Origin of the sequence: Nocardia harenae NBRC 108248, assembly GCF_001612885.1 — a bacterium.
Lineage (GTDB): Bacteria > Actinomycetota > Actinomycetes > Mycobacteriales > Mycobacteriaceae > Nocardia > Nocardia harenae.
The window spans coordinates 123,917-139,718 of the sequence record NZ_BDBH01000015.1 but is presented as its reverse complement, the minus strand read 5'-3'; the positions used below and the strand labels follow the sequence as shown (position 1 = coordinate 139,718).

Below are 15,802 nucleotides of genomic sequence, written 5' to 3'. Positions count from 1 at the left end.
GGCTACCGGGAGGAGGGCTCGGGTTCGGCAACGCGGTCCGGATACGGACCCGCGTGCCGGGGGCGAAGCCGTCCGCGGAGGGAACCGGACCGGTAGATCTGCCGGACGACGGGCGGCTATGGCTGTTTGCACCGGACGAGACTCAGATGCTCCAGGTCGGCACCCAATTGGTAGTCTGTTTACCACGATTCGGCGACGGCACTGAATACAATTTCTTACACGGAGGGAGTGATGTGTTCACCCGATTGCGGCTGAAGAACTTCAAGGCATGGGAAGACACCGGAGACATCGAACTGGCTCCGCTCACCATTCTGTTCGGCGGCAACTCGTCGGGAAAGTCGAGCCTGCACCAGTTTCTGCTCATGCTTCGGCAGACCATTGAATCACCGGACCGAAGACGCGTCCTCCACACCGGAGGCGACCGGACGCCCGTCGATCTCGGCGGATACGCAAGTCTACTGCGCAATGGAAACATAGATGCACCGCTCGAATTCGAACTCGACTGGAGTCGCAACCGGCCACTGACCGTCGATTACGAGAGAGACGGCACCAGATTTCGCGGCACCGAAATGGGGTTTCGCGCAGCGGTCAGTGCGACCGCGGATTCTCCCCCACGCCTTCGCGTGGACAATTATGAGTACAGCCTCACCGCCAGCGACTCCGGCGACACCCTGCGGTTGGGCAGCGAGGTTGCCGCCAAGGGTGGCTACGCCGTTCACGCCGATGGCATCGAACTCATCCGAACCATGGGACGAAAGTGGCCGGTATCGGCCCCTTCGCAGTTTCATGCTTTTCCTGAGGATCTGCCAACTCGATACCAATTTCTCGACTTTGCTGCGGATCTCACCCTGGCACTCGAGGAGCAACTGTTGGCGGTCAACTACCTCGGACCGCTCCGGACACAACCCAGCCGGACGTATCGGTGGTCCGGCGAGGAGGTCAGCCATGTCGGTTGGAGCGGCGAAAACACCATCGACGCGCTCCTGGCGGGTCAAGCACGGAGGTTCAATTTCGCCGTCAAACAACGAACGACGCCACTACAGACGCTGGTCGCCGAGTGGTTGAAGAAACTCGGCGTCATCGAGACTTTCACGGTGACCCCCATCGGTGCAGGCCGTGATGAGTACGAAGTGCGAGTAAGGACGCCGGGTGGCAGCAGAGAGGTCTTGCTCACCGATGTTGGGTTCGGCGTCTCCCAGGTGCTTCCAGTGATCGTCGAGGCCTTCTACTCCGCTGCAGGATCGACGGTAGTCGTCGAACAACCCGAGATTCACCTACATCCCGCGGTGCAAGCCGGGCTCGCGGACCTGTTCCTTGACGCTATTTCGGCACGCGAAGGTAGCAACCCGCGCCGCACGCAATTCATCATCGAGTCCCACTCCGAACACTTGCTGCGGCGTCTACTGCGCCGAATCGCTGAAGAAAGGGTGGACCCCGCCGATGTGCGGTGCTACTCGGTGGATCCCGGCGAGCACGGGTCGACGATCAACGCTCTCGACGTCGACGAGTACGGGAACGTGAGGAACTGGCCGCGAGACTTCTTCGGGGACCCGGCAGAGGACTTGATCGCACAATCGCGAAACGCACGCCGCCGACGCCGAGGTGAACACGGATGACGAAAGTTATCGACACCAATGTTCCGCTCGTTGTCAAATTTTCCGACGAGCATCCCATCGAACTCGTCGACGGCTGCGAGATAATACTGGAATGCATTCTCGAGAACAGAATCCCGGTGTTCACAGACAGCGCGGGCGAGATCGTGGCCGAGTATCTTCACCAGCTCAACCGCCATGGACAGCCGACACTTGGTGACGCTTTCGTGAGATACATCATCGACAATCAGTACAGTTGGGACGAGGAAATGCGCCCCGACATAGAGCCGGATGTGTCGACAGAGAACAGCTACGCGGTTCTGGAGGGCGACGACGGCGAGATCGATCCATCAGACCGAAAGTTTGTCGCCACCGCAAAGGTAGCGTCGGCCCCGGTGGTTCAGGCCACGGACACAAAGTGGCTCAATTGGGCCGCGGTGCTCGACCGCCACGGTGTCACCGTGGAGTATGTCCACGAGCCTTCGATTCGGGCTGCGTATCGCGCCAAATTCGGGTACGACGCGCCGTGACAGACTTCGTCCGGTTCCCGTCGACGCCGTACCTGGTCACACCGGAGAGCGTCGATGTGCGCGACGACAAGGTGCTGGGCGAAGACGAACGCGCCGTCTTCTTGGCCGAACGGCTGCATGTCGAAGAGAAGGTCGACGGACAGAACCTCGGCATCTCGGCTGACGTCGACGGACTGCGATTTCAAGCACGCGGGAGCTACGTTCACCTCGGCGGTCGCCACTTCCAAGGACTATCTACCTGGATCGAGCCTCGGCGGCGACGGCTCACCGAGGCTTTGGGTGGCGAACTCATCCTCTTCGGAGAATGGTGTGCGGTCAAACATAGCGTCGGCTACGACTCGCTACCCGATTGGTTTCTGGTTTTCGACGTCTATGATACTGCGACTGGGCGATTCTGGGACCCCGACGTTCGCAATGCCCTTGCCGACGATATCGGACTTCAGACTGTCCCTTTCCTCGGTGCTGGGCACTACACGCTGGACGAGTTGGCCGGACTGATCCGGCAGAGCCATGTGGGGCACGAGCAGATGGAGGGTATCGTCGCGCGCGCCACCGCCTCCGACGAGCGGCAGTTGCGCGCAAAAGTAGTACGCCCGGATTTTGTGCAGGGTATCGACAGGCACTGGACGACGGAACCGCGCACAATGAACCGCCTACGGGTATCGCCATAGCCCGTGGAACCCGCTGCCGCGTCTGGGTGATGGTGACTGGTTCAACTCGAGAGCGCGCGCAGCCCGCCGTGATCGCGGCCCGCGAGCGCGGCCAGGGCAGCGGCGGTGGCCTCGTCGGCCGGGAGGTACACGAACAGCCGCTGATCGTCGTCGGCGGGGAGGTCCAGAGTCTCGTAGGAGAGCCGCAGTGGACCGGCCTCGGCGTGCTCGATCCGGGTGGTGCCGGTGGCGGCGGGCAGGCTGGGCACCGCGGCGACGCGCCGGGTGAACTCCGCGCCCGCGACGATCTCCAGTTCGTCGGCGAGGGCCGCGGTAGCCGGGTCTTTGCGGAAAGGGCCCTGTTTCAGGGCGGCGACCTGCTGGTCGGCGACGTGGTCCCAGTCCGGGTAGCAGCCGCGGGCCCGCGGATCGCCGAGGACGAACGACGCGAGGTTGGCGGCGGACGGGTTGTCCAGCAATCCCGTCGGGGCCATCAGGCGGCGGTAGCCCTCGGTGTGGGCGAGGACGTCGCTGAGGCGGTTCACGACCACGGCGGCGGCCGGCTCGAGATGGTCGAGGATGGCGCGGACCGAGGGGCGGACGGTGCGGGCCGGGGTCGCGCCACCCATGCAGGTGAAGCCGGGCTCGGCGCCTTTGGCCAGGCGGTGCAGGTGGATGCGCTCGTTCGGCGTCAGCATGAGGACGTCGGCGAGCGCGGCGAGCACCGACGGGGAGGGGTGCCGGTCGCGCCCTTGCTCGAGCCGGACGATGTACTCGACGCTCACCCCGGCGAGGGTGGCGACTTCCGCCCGGCGCAGGCCGGGGGTGCGCCGGCGCGGGCCCGCGGGCAGCCCGGCGCGGGCGGGGGTGACCGCCTCGCGGCGGCTGCGCAGGAAGAGGCCGAGCTCGTTCATCCCTCGACGGTACGGCGCGCGGTGCTCCCGAGGGTGGCCGTCGTACTACCACCCTCACGGCGGCCTCCCCGGGCGCGCCGCAGCCGCAGAAGCTCGGAGGCGACGAAACTTCCGAGGAGGAAAACCCATGAGCACCCTGCGCCTCGCCGTCGTCATCGGCAGCGTCCGGGACGGCCGCTTCGGCCCGACCGTCGCGCGTTGGTTCACCGAGATCGCCGCGAAGGACGGGCGATTCACCGTCGACGTGATCGATCTGGCCGACCACGAACTGCCGGTCGGGCTGCCCGCCGTCCCACCGGTCATGGACCCGAATCCCGAGCGCCCCGAGGGGATGCGCGGCCTCACCGAGGCCCTCGACAGGGCCGAGGCCTTCGTGATCGTCACCCCGGACTACAACCGCAGTTACCCGGCCGCGCTGAAGGCCGCCATCGACTGGCACTTCACGCAGTGGGAGCGCAAGACCATCGGCTTCGTCGGCTACAGCGGGGCATCAGGCGGTCTGCTCGCCATCGAGCACCTGCGGCAGGTGTTCACCGAGCTGAACGCGCACACCGTCCGCGACTACGTCTCGTTTCCCCGCTACTACCTGCTCTTCGACGAGAACGGCGCGCTGCGCGAGCCGGACGAGCCCGCCGCGACAGCCGCCGAGCTGCTCGACCAGGTGCACTGGTGGGCGAACGCGCTGAGAGCAGCTCGATAGGGTCGAACCCGTGGCTGCCTACACCGACGACCTCGAACTCGCCCTCGCCCTGGCGGACGCCGCCGACACCATCACCGCCGCCCGCTTCGGCGCCCTAGACCTGCGGGTCGACGCCAAACCGGATCTCACCCCGGTCTCCGACGCCGACCTCGCGGTGGAGCGCGAGCTGCGCCGCCTGCTGGCCGAGCACAGGGCGGCCGACGCGGTGCTCGGCGAGGAGTTCGGCGGCGCGGCCGAGTTCACCGGCAGGCAGTGGGTGATCGACCCGATCGACGGCACCAAGAACTTCGTGCGCGGGGTCCCGGTCTGGGCCACACTCATCGCCCTGCTGGAGGACGGGGTGCCGGTGGTCGGCGCGGTGAGCGCGCCGGCGCTGGCCCGCCGGTGGTGGGCGGCACAGGGCTCCGGCGCGTGGAGCCGGTTCCACGACACCGAACCGCAGCGGATCACGGTGTCGAAGGTGGCCGAGCTGAACGACGCCAGCCTGGCCTTCTCCAGCCTCTCCGGCTGGCGCGAGCGCGGGCTGCGGGAGCAGTTCCTCGCGCTCACCGACGGCGTCTGGCGGGTCCGCGGCTACGGCGACTTCTTCGGATACTGCCTGGTCGCGGAGGGTGCGGTGGACGTCGCCACCGAGCCGGAGGTCTCGCTGTGGGACCTGGCACCGCTGGACATCCTGATCCGCGAGGCGGGCGGGCGGTTCACCGCGCTGGACGGCCGCCCCGGCCCGCACGGCGGCGACGCCATCGCCAGCAACGGCCTGCTGCACGACACCGTGGTGCAGCGGCTCACCTGATACTCACCGTTTGATCGAAACGGACCCCTCGGCGCCTGCGATGGCGTGCGCACGGCGGCCCGGCGGACACTGGCGCCCGGCCCCGGTCACAAGGCTCTCGACGCACTTCTTACTCTGGAGTAAGGTAGTCTTACTCAGGAGTAAGAAAGCTGGGACCAGATCTCACCCCCGCCCTCGAGAAACAGGTGATGATGAGCACGCGAGACAGCGCGACGAAGCGACGTCCGGAGTCCGGCCGGAGCGAGGACTCCGCCGTCGGCCTGCACCAGCCCAAGCGGGACTGGATGGGCGCGGCCATGCGGGTGATGACCACCATCACCGGCTCGGAGCTCGCCGAGAAGTACAACCTGCGCAAGCCGATCGAGCGCGCCACCTACGAGGGCACCAGGACCGGGTTCCGCACGCTCGGCGCCGCGACCCGCGCCTTCTCCCGGGTGGCGGGCAACGGCGCGCCGAAGCGGCTGCCGGACAACGAGTCCAAGTCCAAGGGGTACTTCGACCTGACCCCCTCCGACGATCAGAAGATGATCGTGGAGACGGTCGAGGAATTCGCCGCCGAGATCCTGCGCCCGGCCGCGCACGACGCCGATCACGCCGCCGCCGCGCCGAAGGACCTGCTGGAGCGCGCCGCCGAGCTCGGCATCACGCTGATCAACGTGCCCGAGGAGCTGGAGGGCGCGGCGAGCGAGCGCGGCGCGGTCACCAACGCGCTGGTCGCGGAGGCGCTGGCGCACGGCGACATGGGGCTCGCGCTGCCGATCCTCGCGCCGAGCGGGGTCGCGGTCGCGCTGAGCCAGTGGGGCACCGACGCGCAGCAGAAGACCTACCTGCCCGCGTACACCGGGGAGAACGTGCCGCAGTCCTCGGTGGTGATCTCCGAGCCGCGCGCGCTGTTCGACCCGTTCGCGCTGCAGACCAAGGCGGTCCGCTCGCCCAGCGGCTACCGGCTGACCGGGGTGAAGAGCCTGGTCCCCGCCGCCGCGCAGGCCGAGCTCTTCGTGATCGCCGCCGAGCTGGACGGGCGCCCCGCGCTCTTCCTGGTGGAGTCGGACAGCAGGGGGCTGGTCGTCGAGGCCGATCCCAGCATGGGGCTGCGCGCCGGTGGCCTCGGCAGGCTGATTCTGGACGACGTCGCGGTGCGCACCGAGGCGATCCTGGGCGACGGCGATGCCGCGACCCGCGCCGCGGAGTACGCCGACGCGGTGCGGCTGGCCCGGCTGGGCTGGGCCGCGCTGGCGGCGGGCACCGGCAGGGCGGTGCTCGACTACGTCATTCCCTACGTGAACGAGCGCGAGGCGTTCGGCGAGCCGGTCTCGCACCGGCAGGCGGTGGCCTTCATGGTGGCCGATATCGCGATCGAGCTGGACGGGCTGCGGCTGGTCACGCTGCGCGGCGCCTCCCGCGCCGAGCAGGGGCTCTCCTTCGGTCGCGAGGCCGCGCTGGCCCGCAAGCTGGCCTCGGACAAGGGCATGCGGATCGGCCTGGACGGCGTGCAGCTGCTCGGTGGCCACGGCTTCACCAAGGAACACCCGGTCGAGCGCTGGTACCGCGATCTGCGTGCCATCGGCGTGGCCGAGGGTGTCGTCCTCATCTGATCTTTCTCCAGGAGACCTTGAATCATGATCAACCTCGAACTGCCGAAGAAGCTGCGGGCGAGCGCGAACCAGGCGCACCAGGTGGCGTCGCAGATCTTCCGCCCCATCTCGCGCAAGTACGATCTCGCCGAGCACGAGTACCCGGTCGAGCTGGACACCATGGCCGCCATGGTGGAGGGGCTCAACGACTCGGGCACGCAGAAGATCGGCGGCGCCGCGGGCGGCCGCTCGGACGGCAACGGTCACGCCACCGAGCTGCTCGGCAATACCAACGGCGGCAATATGTCCGCGCTGCTGAACGCGCTGGAGACCTCCTGGGGCGACGTCGGGCTCATGCTCTCGATCCCCTACCAGGGGCTCGGCAACGCGGCGATCGCCGCGGTCGCCACCGACGATCAGCTGGCCCGGTTCGGCAAGGTGTGGGCCTCGATGGCGATCACCGAGCCGTCCTTCGGCTCGGACTCGGCCGCGGTCTCCACCACCGCCGTGCTGGACGGCGACGAGTGGGTGCTGAACGGCGAGAAGATCTTCGTCACCGCCGGTGAGCGCTCCACCCACATCGTGGTGTGGGCGACGGTGGACAAGTCGCTCGGCCGCGCGGCGATCAAGTCGTTCGTGGTGCCGCGGGACGCCCCCGGGCTCTCGGTGGCCCGGCTGGAGCACAAGCTCGGCATCAAGGCATCGGACACCGCCGTGCTGCTGCTGCAGGATTGCCGGATCCCGGCGGACAATATCCTGGGCAGCCCGGAAGTGAACGTGGAGAAGGGTTTCGCGGGGGTCATGCAGACCTTCGACAACACCCGCCCGCTGGTCGCCGCCATGGCCATCGGTGTCGCCAGGGCCGCACTCGAGGAGCTGCGCTCCATCCTCGCCGACGCGGGCGTGGAGATCGACTACGACGCCCCGGCCAACAACCAGCACGCGGCCGCCGCCGAGTTCCTGCGGATGGAGGCCGACTACGAGGCCGCCTACCTGCTCGCGCTGCGCGCCGCCTGGATGGCCGACAACAAGAAGCCGAACTCGCTCGAGGCCTCGATGTCCAAGGCGAAGGCGGGGCGGACCGGTACCGACATCACGCTCAAGGCGGTCGAGCTGGCCGGTGCCATCGGCTACTCGGAGCGGCTGCTGCTGGAGAAGTGGGGCCGGGACAGCAAGATCCTGGACATCTTCGAGGGCACGCAGCAGATCCAGCAGTTGATCGTGGCGCGGCGGGTGCTCGGACTCACCAGCACCCAGCTGAAGTAGTCCCATCGAAAATCGGCCCGGACCAGTACTGGTCCGGGCCGGTTCGCGGGCAGGGCCGGGACCCCCGATCCCGGCCGCCGCACTCAGCGGGCGTTGCTGGTGCAGACCACCTCGACGATGCGCGCGCCGCTCAGCTGGGCGGAGCCGGTGTTGGCGAGCACCGCCGTCGGGGTGATCTGCGAGATCAGCTCGTAGGCGGCGCGCTCGGCCTCGGCCCGGTTCGGGCCGGAGCGGGCCGCGTAGCCGTCGTCGCTGGCGACCAGCGCACCGCAGCCGTTGGCCCAGGCCACCAGGACCTCGCAGTCGGCCTCGCCGCACTGGTCGAGCGCGACGCCCTTGGCCTCGTCGTAGTTCGCGGTGTCCACGCTGACGCCGTAGTACAGCGTGCTGTTGCTCACCGCGATCGCCGCGTACTGCCCGGCGGCGTCGGCCGAACCCGCGCCGACCACGCTCCCCACCGCAAGGGCGCCCGCCGCGACGGCGAAGCCGACCTTACCCATAACCCTCATCGATCCATCCCTCTTGTCGATACCTGCTCCGGGTTCGGAACCTGGTCATCATTCCCGCTGGTGGGGAATCCGTCCAGACGGGCCAAATCCGGTTGCCCGTGGCGCGCTCAACTCGGTGGCGGCACCGGATCACGCGGGGCTGGGGACGCCGGGGGCGCACCACTACCTCTCCGCGGTGGCCGAGGCGAACGACATGATCGATATCGTGCGCGGCATTGTCGACGCCGGTTTGCCAGCCCTGCTGGCAAATATCCAGACAGTGCTCGGCTGACCGGCATCAGCCCTCTATCGCTCGAACGTGACCCCGCTATTCCCTTCTCGCGAGTGATGACGCACACTTCGATGATGCAGGGGAATACCGAGAACCACGGATTGCCGTGGCATCGGCGATCAGGGGGCAACCATTCGGCGGCACCGGACGAGACGGTCGGCGACCGGCTGCCGCCCGGCTTCACGACGCCGCCGCCGGGCTTCCGGGCGTGCCCGGCCCGCTCCGGCGTGCTCGCGGTGCCGTTCGCCATCATCGGCGGGATCCTGCTGCTCTGGGGCGGCGCCTTCGCGGTCGCGAGGATCGCCGCCGATCCGGCGCCGCTGCCGAGCGACGAGGTGCGAGACGCGGCGCTGACCTTCCGGGTCACCGAGATCGAGCCGCCGGTGAAGTCGATCGGCCCGGCCACCGCGACCGGCGAGTACCGCGTGCTCACCGTGCTGGTGCGGAACACCGACGACGAGCCGCGCAGCTGCGCGGGCTGCGATCAGACGCTCGTCGACGACCGGGGCCGGGAATACCCCGCCGCCGCGATCCCGAGTTCCGCGGTACCGCCCGGCGACACCGTTACGGTGAAGGTCGCCTTCGACGTCCCGGTCGGCACCGTTCCCGCGGTGCTGGAGGTGCGCGGCTCGCAGTCGTCCGCCGGGGTGAAGGTGGATCTGCGCTAGACCAACCAGCGTTACCACGACTCTTCGAGGAGAACTGGGTATGCATCGAGTGGGTTCACTGCGTCGTCTCTCGCTCGCCGTCGCCGCCATGGCGACCGGCGTCTGCACCCTGGCGGGGCCCGGCGCCGCCGAGCCGGCGGCGATGCCCGCCATCGATCCGATCGCCGCCGCGCACCAGCTGCGCACCGTCGCGGCGGGCAATCCGGCCGCGGGGGCCGCGCTCGACCGGCTGCTCGCCGATCCCGCGGCGATCACCCGGGCGACCGAGATCGCGCCGATGGCGCAGCCGTTCCAGGTGCCCGCGCAGTCCGATATCGGGCGCGGCGACGGCGGCACCCTCTACGGCAACGGCATCGCCTTCGGGTACGACGGCTTCCGCTTCGGCTTCTTCGGCGGGCCGGGCACCATCGCACCGAACCAGGGCGACGCCAAGCTCGAGGTGATCTGGCTTAATCTGGCCACCGGGCAGAGCGGCACCAACCAGCTGATCGAGCACCAGGACATCCCGGTCGACACCACCATCCGCACCGCCAAGCTGAACACCGGCGCCGGCCCGGTGGTCGCCGCCGTCTACGGCACGCTCTGGCACCGCTGGGCGGTGCCGGTGGACGCCGAGCACCCGGACGGATTCGCATACCAGCGCGGCACCATCACCGTCCCGACCTTCGGAGCGGTATACAACTGATCCGACGTGGCCGCCGCCCCCGCTGCCGAGGCACGGGGGCGGCGCCGTTTACCTGGGGTTACGCGTCAGTAGGTATTGGTGGTCCGGTTTGTCGGCTTTCCCTGTGATCTGCCGCACTCGCACTGCTACGGTATGCGTTCGTAGAAGTCCGGTGGGTTCGTGCTTCGGGCACGAGGGCGGATCCCGGTTGTGGAGGTGTGCACCCATGAAGTTGGCCCATGCGCTCGAGGTCGTGAAGGCGCTGGGGGTGCTGCGGCAGAACGGGGTCAGCAATCCCAAGGCGCCGGTGGAGACGCTGCGCACCATGCGGGAGTCGCAGATCTACGGCCCGCAGGCGACCCTGGTGCGGCACTCCGCCCGAATCCTGCCCGAGCAGCCCGCGCTGGTCGACGAGCGCGGCGAGCTCTCCTACAAGGAGCTGGACGATCAGTCCACCGCCGTGGCGCGCGGCCTGCAGGCGGCGGGCATCACCCCGGGCACCGTGATCGCGGTGCTGGCCCGCGACCATCGCGGCCTGCTGCTCTCCATGATCGCGGCGGGCAAGCTCGGCGTCCGGATCGCGCTGATGAACACCGGTTTCGCCAAGCCGCAGTTCGCCGAGGTGTGCGAGCGCGAGAAGGTCAAGGCGGTGCTGCACGACAGCGAGTTCCTCGGCCTGCTCGACGCGCTGCCGTCGGCGCTGCCGCGCTACCTGACCTGGGTGGACGAGGGCACCGAGCTGCCCGAGGGCGCACAGACCCTCGACGACCTGATCGGCGCCAACTCCGCCGAGCCGCTGCCCGCGCCGCCGCGCCCCGGCGGCTTCATCATCCTGACCAGCGGCACCACCGGGCTGCCGAAGGGCGCCCCGCGCACCAAGGTCTCCCCGCTGGCGACCGCGCAGATCGTGGACCGGCTGCCGTTCGTGCAGCGCGGCACCATGGTGATCGTCTCGCCGATCTTCCACAGCACCGGGCTCGCCACCTGGCTGGTCGGCACCGCGCTCTCCAACAAGATCGTGATGCGGCGCCGGTTCGACGCCGAGGCCACGCTGAAGATGATCTCGGACAACAAGGCGAACATGCTGGTCGCGGTGCCGACCATGCTGCACCGCATGGCCGAGCTGCCCGCCGAGGTGCGGGCCAAGTACGACCTCTCCTCGCTCACCGGCATCGTGCTGGCCGGCTCCGCGCTCTCGCCGGAGCTGTGCGTGAAGGCCACCGAGGCGTTCGGCCCGGTGCTCTACAACCTGTACGGCTCCACCGAGTGCGCGGTCGCCACCGTCGCCCAGCCGGACGAGCTCGCCATCGCGCCCGGCACCGTCGGCCGCCCGCCGATCACCTGCGAGGTGCGGCTCTACGACGAGGACGACAAGCGGGTGAGCGCGACAAACACCACCGCGCGCATCTTCATCCGCAGCGGCGCGCCCTTCGAGGGCTACACCGACGGCCGCCACAAGCAGATCATCGACGGCTTCATGTCCAGCGGCGACGTCGGGCACTTCGACGAGCACGGGCTGCTCATGGTGGACGGCCGCGACGACGACATGATCGTCTCGGGCGGCGAGAACGTCTTCCCGCAGGAGGTGGAGAACCTGCTGCTGGAGCGGGCGGACATCTTCGACGTCGCGGTGGTCGGGGTGGACGACGCGGAGTTCGGCAAGCGGCTGCGCGCCTTCGTCGTCCCGGAGCCGGGGCAGACCCCGGACGCCGAGGAGATCAAGGCGTACGTCAAGAACAACCTGGCCAGGTACAAGGTGCCGCGCGAGGTGGTCTTCCTGGACGACCTGCCGCGCAACCCCACCGGCAAGCTGCTGCGCCGCGTCCTGGTGGAGTACGAGGTCAACGCCTGAGCCTTTTCCGCCCGCCCGGCGCGTCCCACCGGACGCCCGGGCGGCTCCAGGTTCACTTCTTCCGCCCCGAGACCTTCGCCACCTGCGCAGACACCGGATCTTGCGGGCCGAGACGTGCGATACGAACGACATCGGCCGCTGCTATTGTCTGGCTCAGCACTGGATCTCGAAGCCGCGGTCCCCGCCACCCCTCGCTCGCCGGTGGCCGGGCCGCGCGGAAGGCGTAGCCCATGGCACTCCCGGCCCCGATCCGCAGGGCGAGCGATCTCGCTCTCGGCGTCAACGTCATGCTCAAGCGGCGGCTCTTCAATCCGCTGCGGCTGGATCACGCGGCTCGCTCGGCGCTCAATGTGCTGAAGTTCGGGCCGTTCGCCGGGGTTGTCATGCACGCCGCGCAGACCAGGCCGGACGCCGCCGCCATCGTGGACGAGCTCGGCGAGATCACCTTCGGCGAGCTGGACCGCCGCGCCAACGCGCTGGCCCGCGGCTTCCAGGACAACGGCATCGGCCCCGGCGATGTGATCGCCGTGCTGGCCCGCGACCACCGCGGCATGGTGCTCAGCCTGCTCGCCGCGGGCAAGCTCGGGGTGCGCGCGGTGCTGATGAACACCGGCTTCGCCAAGCCGCAGTTCGCCGACGTGGCCGAGCGCGAGCAGGTCAAGGCGGTGCTGCACGACAGCGAGTTCCTCGACCTCATGAGCGCCATCCCGTCCGGCATCCCGCACGTGCTGACCTGGGTGGACGAGAAGGACGGCGCCGACCCGGCCATCCCGACGCTGGATTCGCTGATCGCGGGCCGCGATACGACGGCCTTCCCCGCGCCGGAGAAGCCGGGCGGCATGGTCATCCTGACCAGCGGCACCACCGGCACCCCGAAGGGCGCCCCGCGCGACCGGGTGAGCCCCTTCGCCTCCGCGCAGTTCATCGACCGGGTGCCGCTGCCGCGCAACGGCACCATGATCATGGCGGCGCCGATCTTCCACGGCACCGGGCTCTCGCAGTTCACCCTCGGGCTCGCGCTCGGCAACCGGGTGGTGTTCCAGCAGCGCAAGTTCCAGCCGGAGAGCACACTCGCCAATATCCAGAAGTACCGGGCGGACTCGCTGGTCGTGGTGCCGACCATGCTGCAGCGCATGCTCGACCTCGGCGACGAAGTACTGGCGAAGTACGACGTCAGCAGCGTGAAGGTGATCTTCGCCGCGGGCTCGGCCATCGCGCCGGACGTGGTGACCCGCGCGCTCGACCACTTCGACGACAGCCTCTACAACCTGTACGGCTCCACCGAGTGCGCCGTCATGACCGTGGCCACCCCGGCCGATCTGCGCAAGGCGCCCACCACCGCGGGCAAGCCCCCGGTCGGGATCCGGATCGTGCTGCTGGACGAGAACCGGAAGCGGATCACCGAGCCCGGCGTCACCGGGACCATCTTCGTGGACAACGGCTTCGCCTTCACCGGGTACACCGACGGGCGCACCAAGGAGATCGTCGACGGGATGATGAACAGCGGCGACGTCGGGCACGTCGACGCCGACGGGCTGCTCTTCATCGACGGCCGCGACGACGACATGATCGTCTCCGGCGGCGAGAACGTATTCCCGCTCGAGGTGGAGAACCTGATCGCCGGGCGCGACGACGTCTTCGAGGCGGCGGTGATCGGGGTGGACGACCGGGAGTACGGGAAGCGGCTGCGCGCCTTCGTGGTGCCGGGGCCCGGGTCGAGCCGGGACGCGCAGGAGATCAAGGAGTACGTCAAGGCGAATCTGGCCAGGTACAAGGTGCCGCGCGAGGTGGTCTTCCTGGACGAGCTGCCGCGCAATGCCACCGGGAAGCTGCTGCGCAAGCCGCTCGCCGAGATGGACGTGCAGGGCTGATCCCCTAGGCTCGGGGAAAGGTACGAATCGGACGGAGGGTCGGCCTGTGAACTCGAGCCAGGGAGGTGCCCTGCCGAAGGGCGGCAATGTGCCGCTCGGCGGCGGGCCGGTGCGGATCACGGTGCAGCCCGGCGGGATCGATGTCTCGGTGCTGTGCGTCGGGGCGGACGGGAAGGTCGGCGGGGATGCCGACTTCGTGTTCTACAACCAGCCGGAGTCGCCGGACGGGGCGGTGCGGTTGGCCGGTGGGGCGGTGACGGTCGAGCCGGCGCGGGTCGCGGGGCGGATCGAGCGGCTCGTGGTCGCGGCGTCGGTCGATACCGGGACCGTCGCGGCGGTACCGCTCGCGGTGCGGGTCTCCGATGGTTCCGCTGCGCACGATCTGGTGGTCGGGGGGTTGAGTACCGAGACGACGGTGGTGCTCGGGGAGATCTACCGGCGCGGCGGGGCGTGGAAGTTGCGCAATGTCGGGCAGGGGTATGCGTCCGGGTTGGCCGGGTTGGCGACGGATTACGGGATCACCGTCGATGATCCCGGTACCCCGGGTCCCGCCGCGCCCCCGGCGCCACCGGCGAGCGGATTCCCGCCGCCTCCGCCCGGAGCCACGGGCACCTTCCCGCCTCCGGCACCACCGCCCCCTGGCCCGAATCTGACGAAGCGCTCGATCACGCTGGAGAAGAACTCGGCACCGGTGCTGCTGCGCAAGGCGCCGGTGGTGCGGCTACGGGTGGGGTGGACCTCGGGTACCGATTACGAGGCGTACGCGCTGGTGGTGCTCACCGACGGCACCGTGGTGCACGTCGCCACCTTCGACGCCATGGGCATTCCGGCGAACCCGCAGTTCAAGGAGCTGGTTCGGCACCTGGGTGACCGCGGTCGCGGTGACGTGACGCGGGGCGGCGGGAGCACCGAGGAGATCATCGAGGTGCGGTTCGCGCCGGAGATCGCGGCGGTGGTGCCGGTGGCGTACTCGGCGATCAACAACGGCACCGGCTCGTTCCACAAGTACCGGGTGACGCTCGCCATCGACAGCGGCGGCGAGGACGAGGTGACCATCCCGGCCGACCAGGCCAAGAAATCCAGCTGGATCTTCACCTGCGTCCCCGGCATCGTCTACAACCGCCCGGACGGCGTGCTGGTCGAGCGGCTGGAGCTGTACAGCAGGCGGATGTCCGAGCACCGGCCGAAGGCGATCCTGCACCCGGACGGCCGGGTCGAGGTCAAGATGGACAAGGGCCCGCTGAATACCTTCAAGCGCGACAACACCTGAGCCCGGCACGGAAGACACTGCCGCGCAGAGTTTCCGGTCCGGTCGGGCCCGAAGGGACAGGTGGGCCCAGTCCCCCGGGTAAAATCAGCCCGTGCTGTGCCGGTCCGGCCGCGGGAACGCGGGTGCTTCCGCCGCGGTCGCGCGGGTGCGCGGCGCGGCGGCGGGAGCGTTGTCCGCGTGCCTGTCGGTCGCCGCGCACGGATGGGCCGCCGCCGGGGCCGGGATCGGGCTCGAGGTGCCCGGCTCGACCGCGCTGGTGCTGCTGCTCGCGACCGCCGCGGTGACCGGGGCGCTGCTCGCGAGCGCGCCCGCGCTGCGGGAGAGCCCCGCCGCGCTGGTCGCGGCGCTCGGCGCGGCGCAGGTGCTCGGGCACGTCGGGCTCGGCTTCGAATCCGGCCATCTGCACGGCGGCGACCTCCAGCTGACCCCGGCCATGCTCGCCGCGCACGCGGTCGCCGTGCTGGTCGCGGCGCTGCTGGTGCACGGGACCGGCGCCGCCTGCCGGGCCGCGCTCGCCGCCCTCGCCCGGGCGCTGCCCGCGCGCGCCCCCGTACCGCCGGTCGCGGACCGGACGATGCTGCCGATCGCGCACCGCGATCGGGTGGTGCTGCGCGTCTTCGCGCGGCAGGGGCTGAGCAGTCGCGGGCCGCCGCCGGGGTTCGTCCACTAGATCACCTT

Annotated in this window: 16 protein-coding genes; 14 read left to right on the top strand and 2 right to left on the bottom strand. The window is 69.3% G+C overall.

What is annotated here, in order from left to right; all coding sequences use genetic code 11:
• Positions 1–53: 53 nt before the first annotated feature.
• The 3 genes from NH2_RS26175 to NH2_RS26165 are packed head-to-tail and all read left to right on the top strand — an operon-like array spanning position 54 to position 2,793.
• The gene (locus NH2_RS26175; protein ID WP_157103981.1) at positions 54–1,616 is read left to right on the top strand and encodes a DUF3696 domain-containing protein; all 1,563 of its coding nucleotides are present in this window, start codon (positions 54–56) and stop codon (positions 1,614–1,616) included.
• A complete protein-coding gene (locus NH2_RS26170) occupies positions 1,613–2,122 on the top strand; it encodes a hypothetical protein (protein WP_067659949.1) in 510 nt (169 codons plus the stop codon). The genes NH2_RS26175 and NH2_RS26170 overlap by 4 nt, the downstream gene beginning before the upstream one ends.
• A complete protein-coding gene (locus NH2_RS26165) occupies positions 2,119–2,793 on the top strand; it encodes an RNA ligase family protein (RefSeq protein ID WP_067659946.1) in 675 nt (224 codons plus the stop codon). The genes NH2_RS26170 and NH2_RS26165 overlap by 4 nt, the downstream gene beginning before the upstream one ends.
• A 41-nt stretch (positions 2,794–2,834) precedes the next feature.
• Here the strand turns inward: NH2_RS26165 and NH2_RS26160 are convergent, their stop codons facing one another.
• A complete protein-coding gene (locus tag NH2_RS26160) occupies positions 2,835–3,686 on the bottom strand; it encodes a helix-turn-helix transcriptional regulator (RefSeq protein ID WP_067659941.1) in 852 nt (283 codons plus the stop codon).
• A gap of 127 nt (positions 3,687–3,813) precedes the next feature.
• Between NH2_RS26160 and NH2_RS26155 the strand changes: the two genes are divergently transcribed.
• The 4 genes from NH2_RS26155 to NH2_RS26140 all read left to right on the top strand — a co-directional run bounded on the left by NH2_RS26155 (position 3,814) and on the right by NH2_RS26140 (position 8,019).
• A complete protein-coding gene (locus NH2_RS26155) occupies positions 3,814–4,386 on the top strand; it encodes an NADPH-dependent FMN reductase (protein WP_067659938.1) in 573 nt (190 codons plus the stop codon).
• A gap of 10 nt (positions 4,387–4,396) precedes the next feature.
• A complete protein-coding gene (gene hisN, locus NH2_RS26150; RefSeq protein ID WP_067659935.1) occupies positions 4,397–5,179 on the top strand; it encodes a histidinol-phosphatase in 783 nt (260 codons plus the stop codon).
• 185 nt (positions 5,180–5,364) lie between these two features.
• A complete protein-coding gene (locus tag NH2_RS26145; RefSeq protein ID WP_067659932.1) occupies positions 5,365–6,774 on the top strand; it encodes an acyl-CoA dehydrogenase family protein in 1,410 nt (469 codons plus the stop codon).
• 24 nt (positions 6,775–6,798) lie between these two features.
• Positions 6,799–8,019, top strand: a complete 1,221-nt coding sequence (locus NH2_RS26140) for an acyl-CoA dehydrogenase family protein (RefSeq protein WP_067659928.1) — start codon at positions 6,799–6,801, stop codon at positions 8,017–8,019.
• An 83-nt stretch (positions 8,020–8,102) separates the two neighbouring features.
• Here the strand turns inward: NH2_RS26140 and NH2_RS26135 are convergent, their stop codons facing one another.
• Positions 8,103–8,528, bottom strand: a complete 426-nt coding sequence (locus tag NH2_RS26135; protein ID WP_067659926.1) for a DUF4189 domain-containing protein — start codon at positions 8,526–8,528, stop codon at positions 8,103–8,105.
• 115 nt (positions 8,529–8,643) lie between these two features.
• Between NH2_RS26135 and NH2_RS29085 the strand changes: the two genes are divergently transcribed.
• The 7 genes from NH2_RS29085 to NH2_RS26105 all read left to right on the top strand — a co-directional run bounded on the left by NH2_RS29085 (position 8,644) and on the right by NH2_RS26105 (position 15,794).
• Positions 8,644–8,799 (top strand): hypothetical protein, encoded by a 156-nt coding sequence (locus NH2_RS29085; RefSeq protein WP_157103980.1) that lies wholly within the window; start codon positions 8,644–8,646, stop codon positions 8,797–8,799.
• Positions 8,800–8,855: 56 nt separating this feature from the next.
• On the top strand, positions 8,856–9,467 hold the full coding sequence (locus tag NH2_RS26130) for a DUF4352 domain-containing protein (RefSeq protein WP_067659923.1): 612 nt from the start codon (positions 8,856–8,858) through the stop codon (positions 9,465–9,467).
• A 40-nt stretch (positions 9,468–9,507) separates the two neighbouring features.
• Complete coding sequence (locus tag NH2_RS26125; RefSeq protein ID WP_067659920.1) at positions 9,508–10,152, top strand: hypothetical protein; 645 nt, start codon at positions 9,508–9,510, stop codon at positions 10,150–10,152.
• A gap of 205 nt (positions 10,153–10,357) precedes the next feature.
• Positions 10,358–11,983, top strand: coding sequence for an acyl-CoA synthetase (locus NH2_RS26120; RefSeq protein ID WP_067659917.1), 1,626 nt, complete (start codon positions 10,358–10,360; stop codon positions 11,981–11,983).
• Between the two features lie 230 nt (positions 11,984–12,213).
• The gene (locus NH2_RS26115; protein ID WP_067659914.1) at positions 12,214–13,854 is read left to right on the top strand and encodes an acyl-CoA synthetase; all 1,641 of its coding nucleotides are present in this window, start codon (positions 12,214–12,216) and stop codon (positions 13,852–13,854) included.
• A 46-nt stretch (positions 13,855–13,900) separates the two neighbouring features.
• Complete coding sequence (locus NH2_RS26110; protein WP_169811541.1) at positions 13,901–15,124, top strand: TerD family protein; 1,224 nt, start codon at positions 13,901–13,903, stop codon at positions 15,122–15,124.
• 91 nt (positions 15,125–15,215) lie between these two features.
• Positions 15,216–15,794 (top strand): hypothetical protein, encoded by a 579-nt coding sequence (locus tag NH2_RS26105; protein WP_245650768.1) that lies wholly within the window; start codon positions 15,216–15,218, stop codon positions 15,792–15,794.
• Positions 15,795–15,802 lie beyond the last annotated feature (8 nt).

Bases quoted from the DNA above. Each gene is read 5' to 3' on its own strand.
- NH2_RS26135 (WP_067659926.1), bottom strand. From the start codon at position 8,528: ATGAGGGTTATGGGTAAGGTCGGCTTCGCCGTCGCGGCGGGCGCCCTT.
- NH2_RS26115 (WP_067659914.1), top strand. From the start codon at position 12,214: ATGGCACTCCCGGCCCCGATCCGCAGGGCGAGCGATCTCGCTCTCGGC.
- NH2_RS26160 (WP_067659941.1), bottom strand. From the start codon at position 3,686: ATGAACGAGCTCGGCCTCTTCCTGCGCAGCCGCCGCGAGGCGGTCACC.
- NH2_RS26125 (WP_067659920.1), top strand. From the start codon at position 9,508: ATGCATCGAGTGGGTTCACTGCGTCGTCTCTCGCTCGCCGTCGCCGCC.
- NH2_RS26155 (WP_067659938.1), top strand. From the start codon at position 3,814: ATGAGCACCCTGCGCCTCGCCGTCGTCATCGGCAGCGTCCGGGACGGC.
- NH2_RS26170 (WP_067659949.1), top strand. From the start codon at position 1,613: ATGACGAAAGTTATCGACACCAATGTTCCGCTCGTTGTCAAATTTTCC.
- NH2_RS26140 (WP_067659928.1), top strand. From the start codon at position 6,799: ATGATCAACCTCGAACTGCCGAAGAAGCTGCGGGCGAGCGCGAACCAG.
- NH2_RS26120 (WP_067659917.1), top strand. From the start codon at position 10,358: ATGAAGTTGGCCCATGCGCTCGAGGTCGTGAAGGCGCTGGGGGTGCTG.
- NH2_RS26130 (WP_067659923.1), top strand. From the start codon at position 8,856: ATGACGCACACTTCGATGATGCAGGGGAATACCGAGAACCACGGATTG.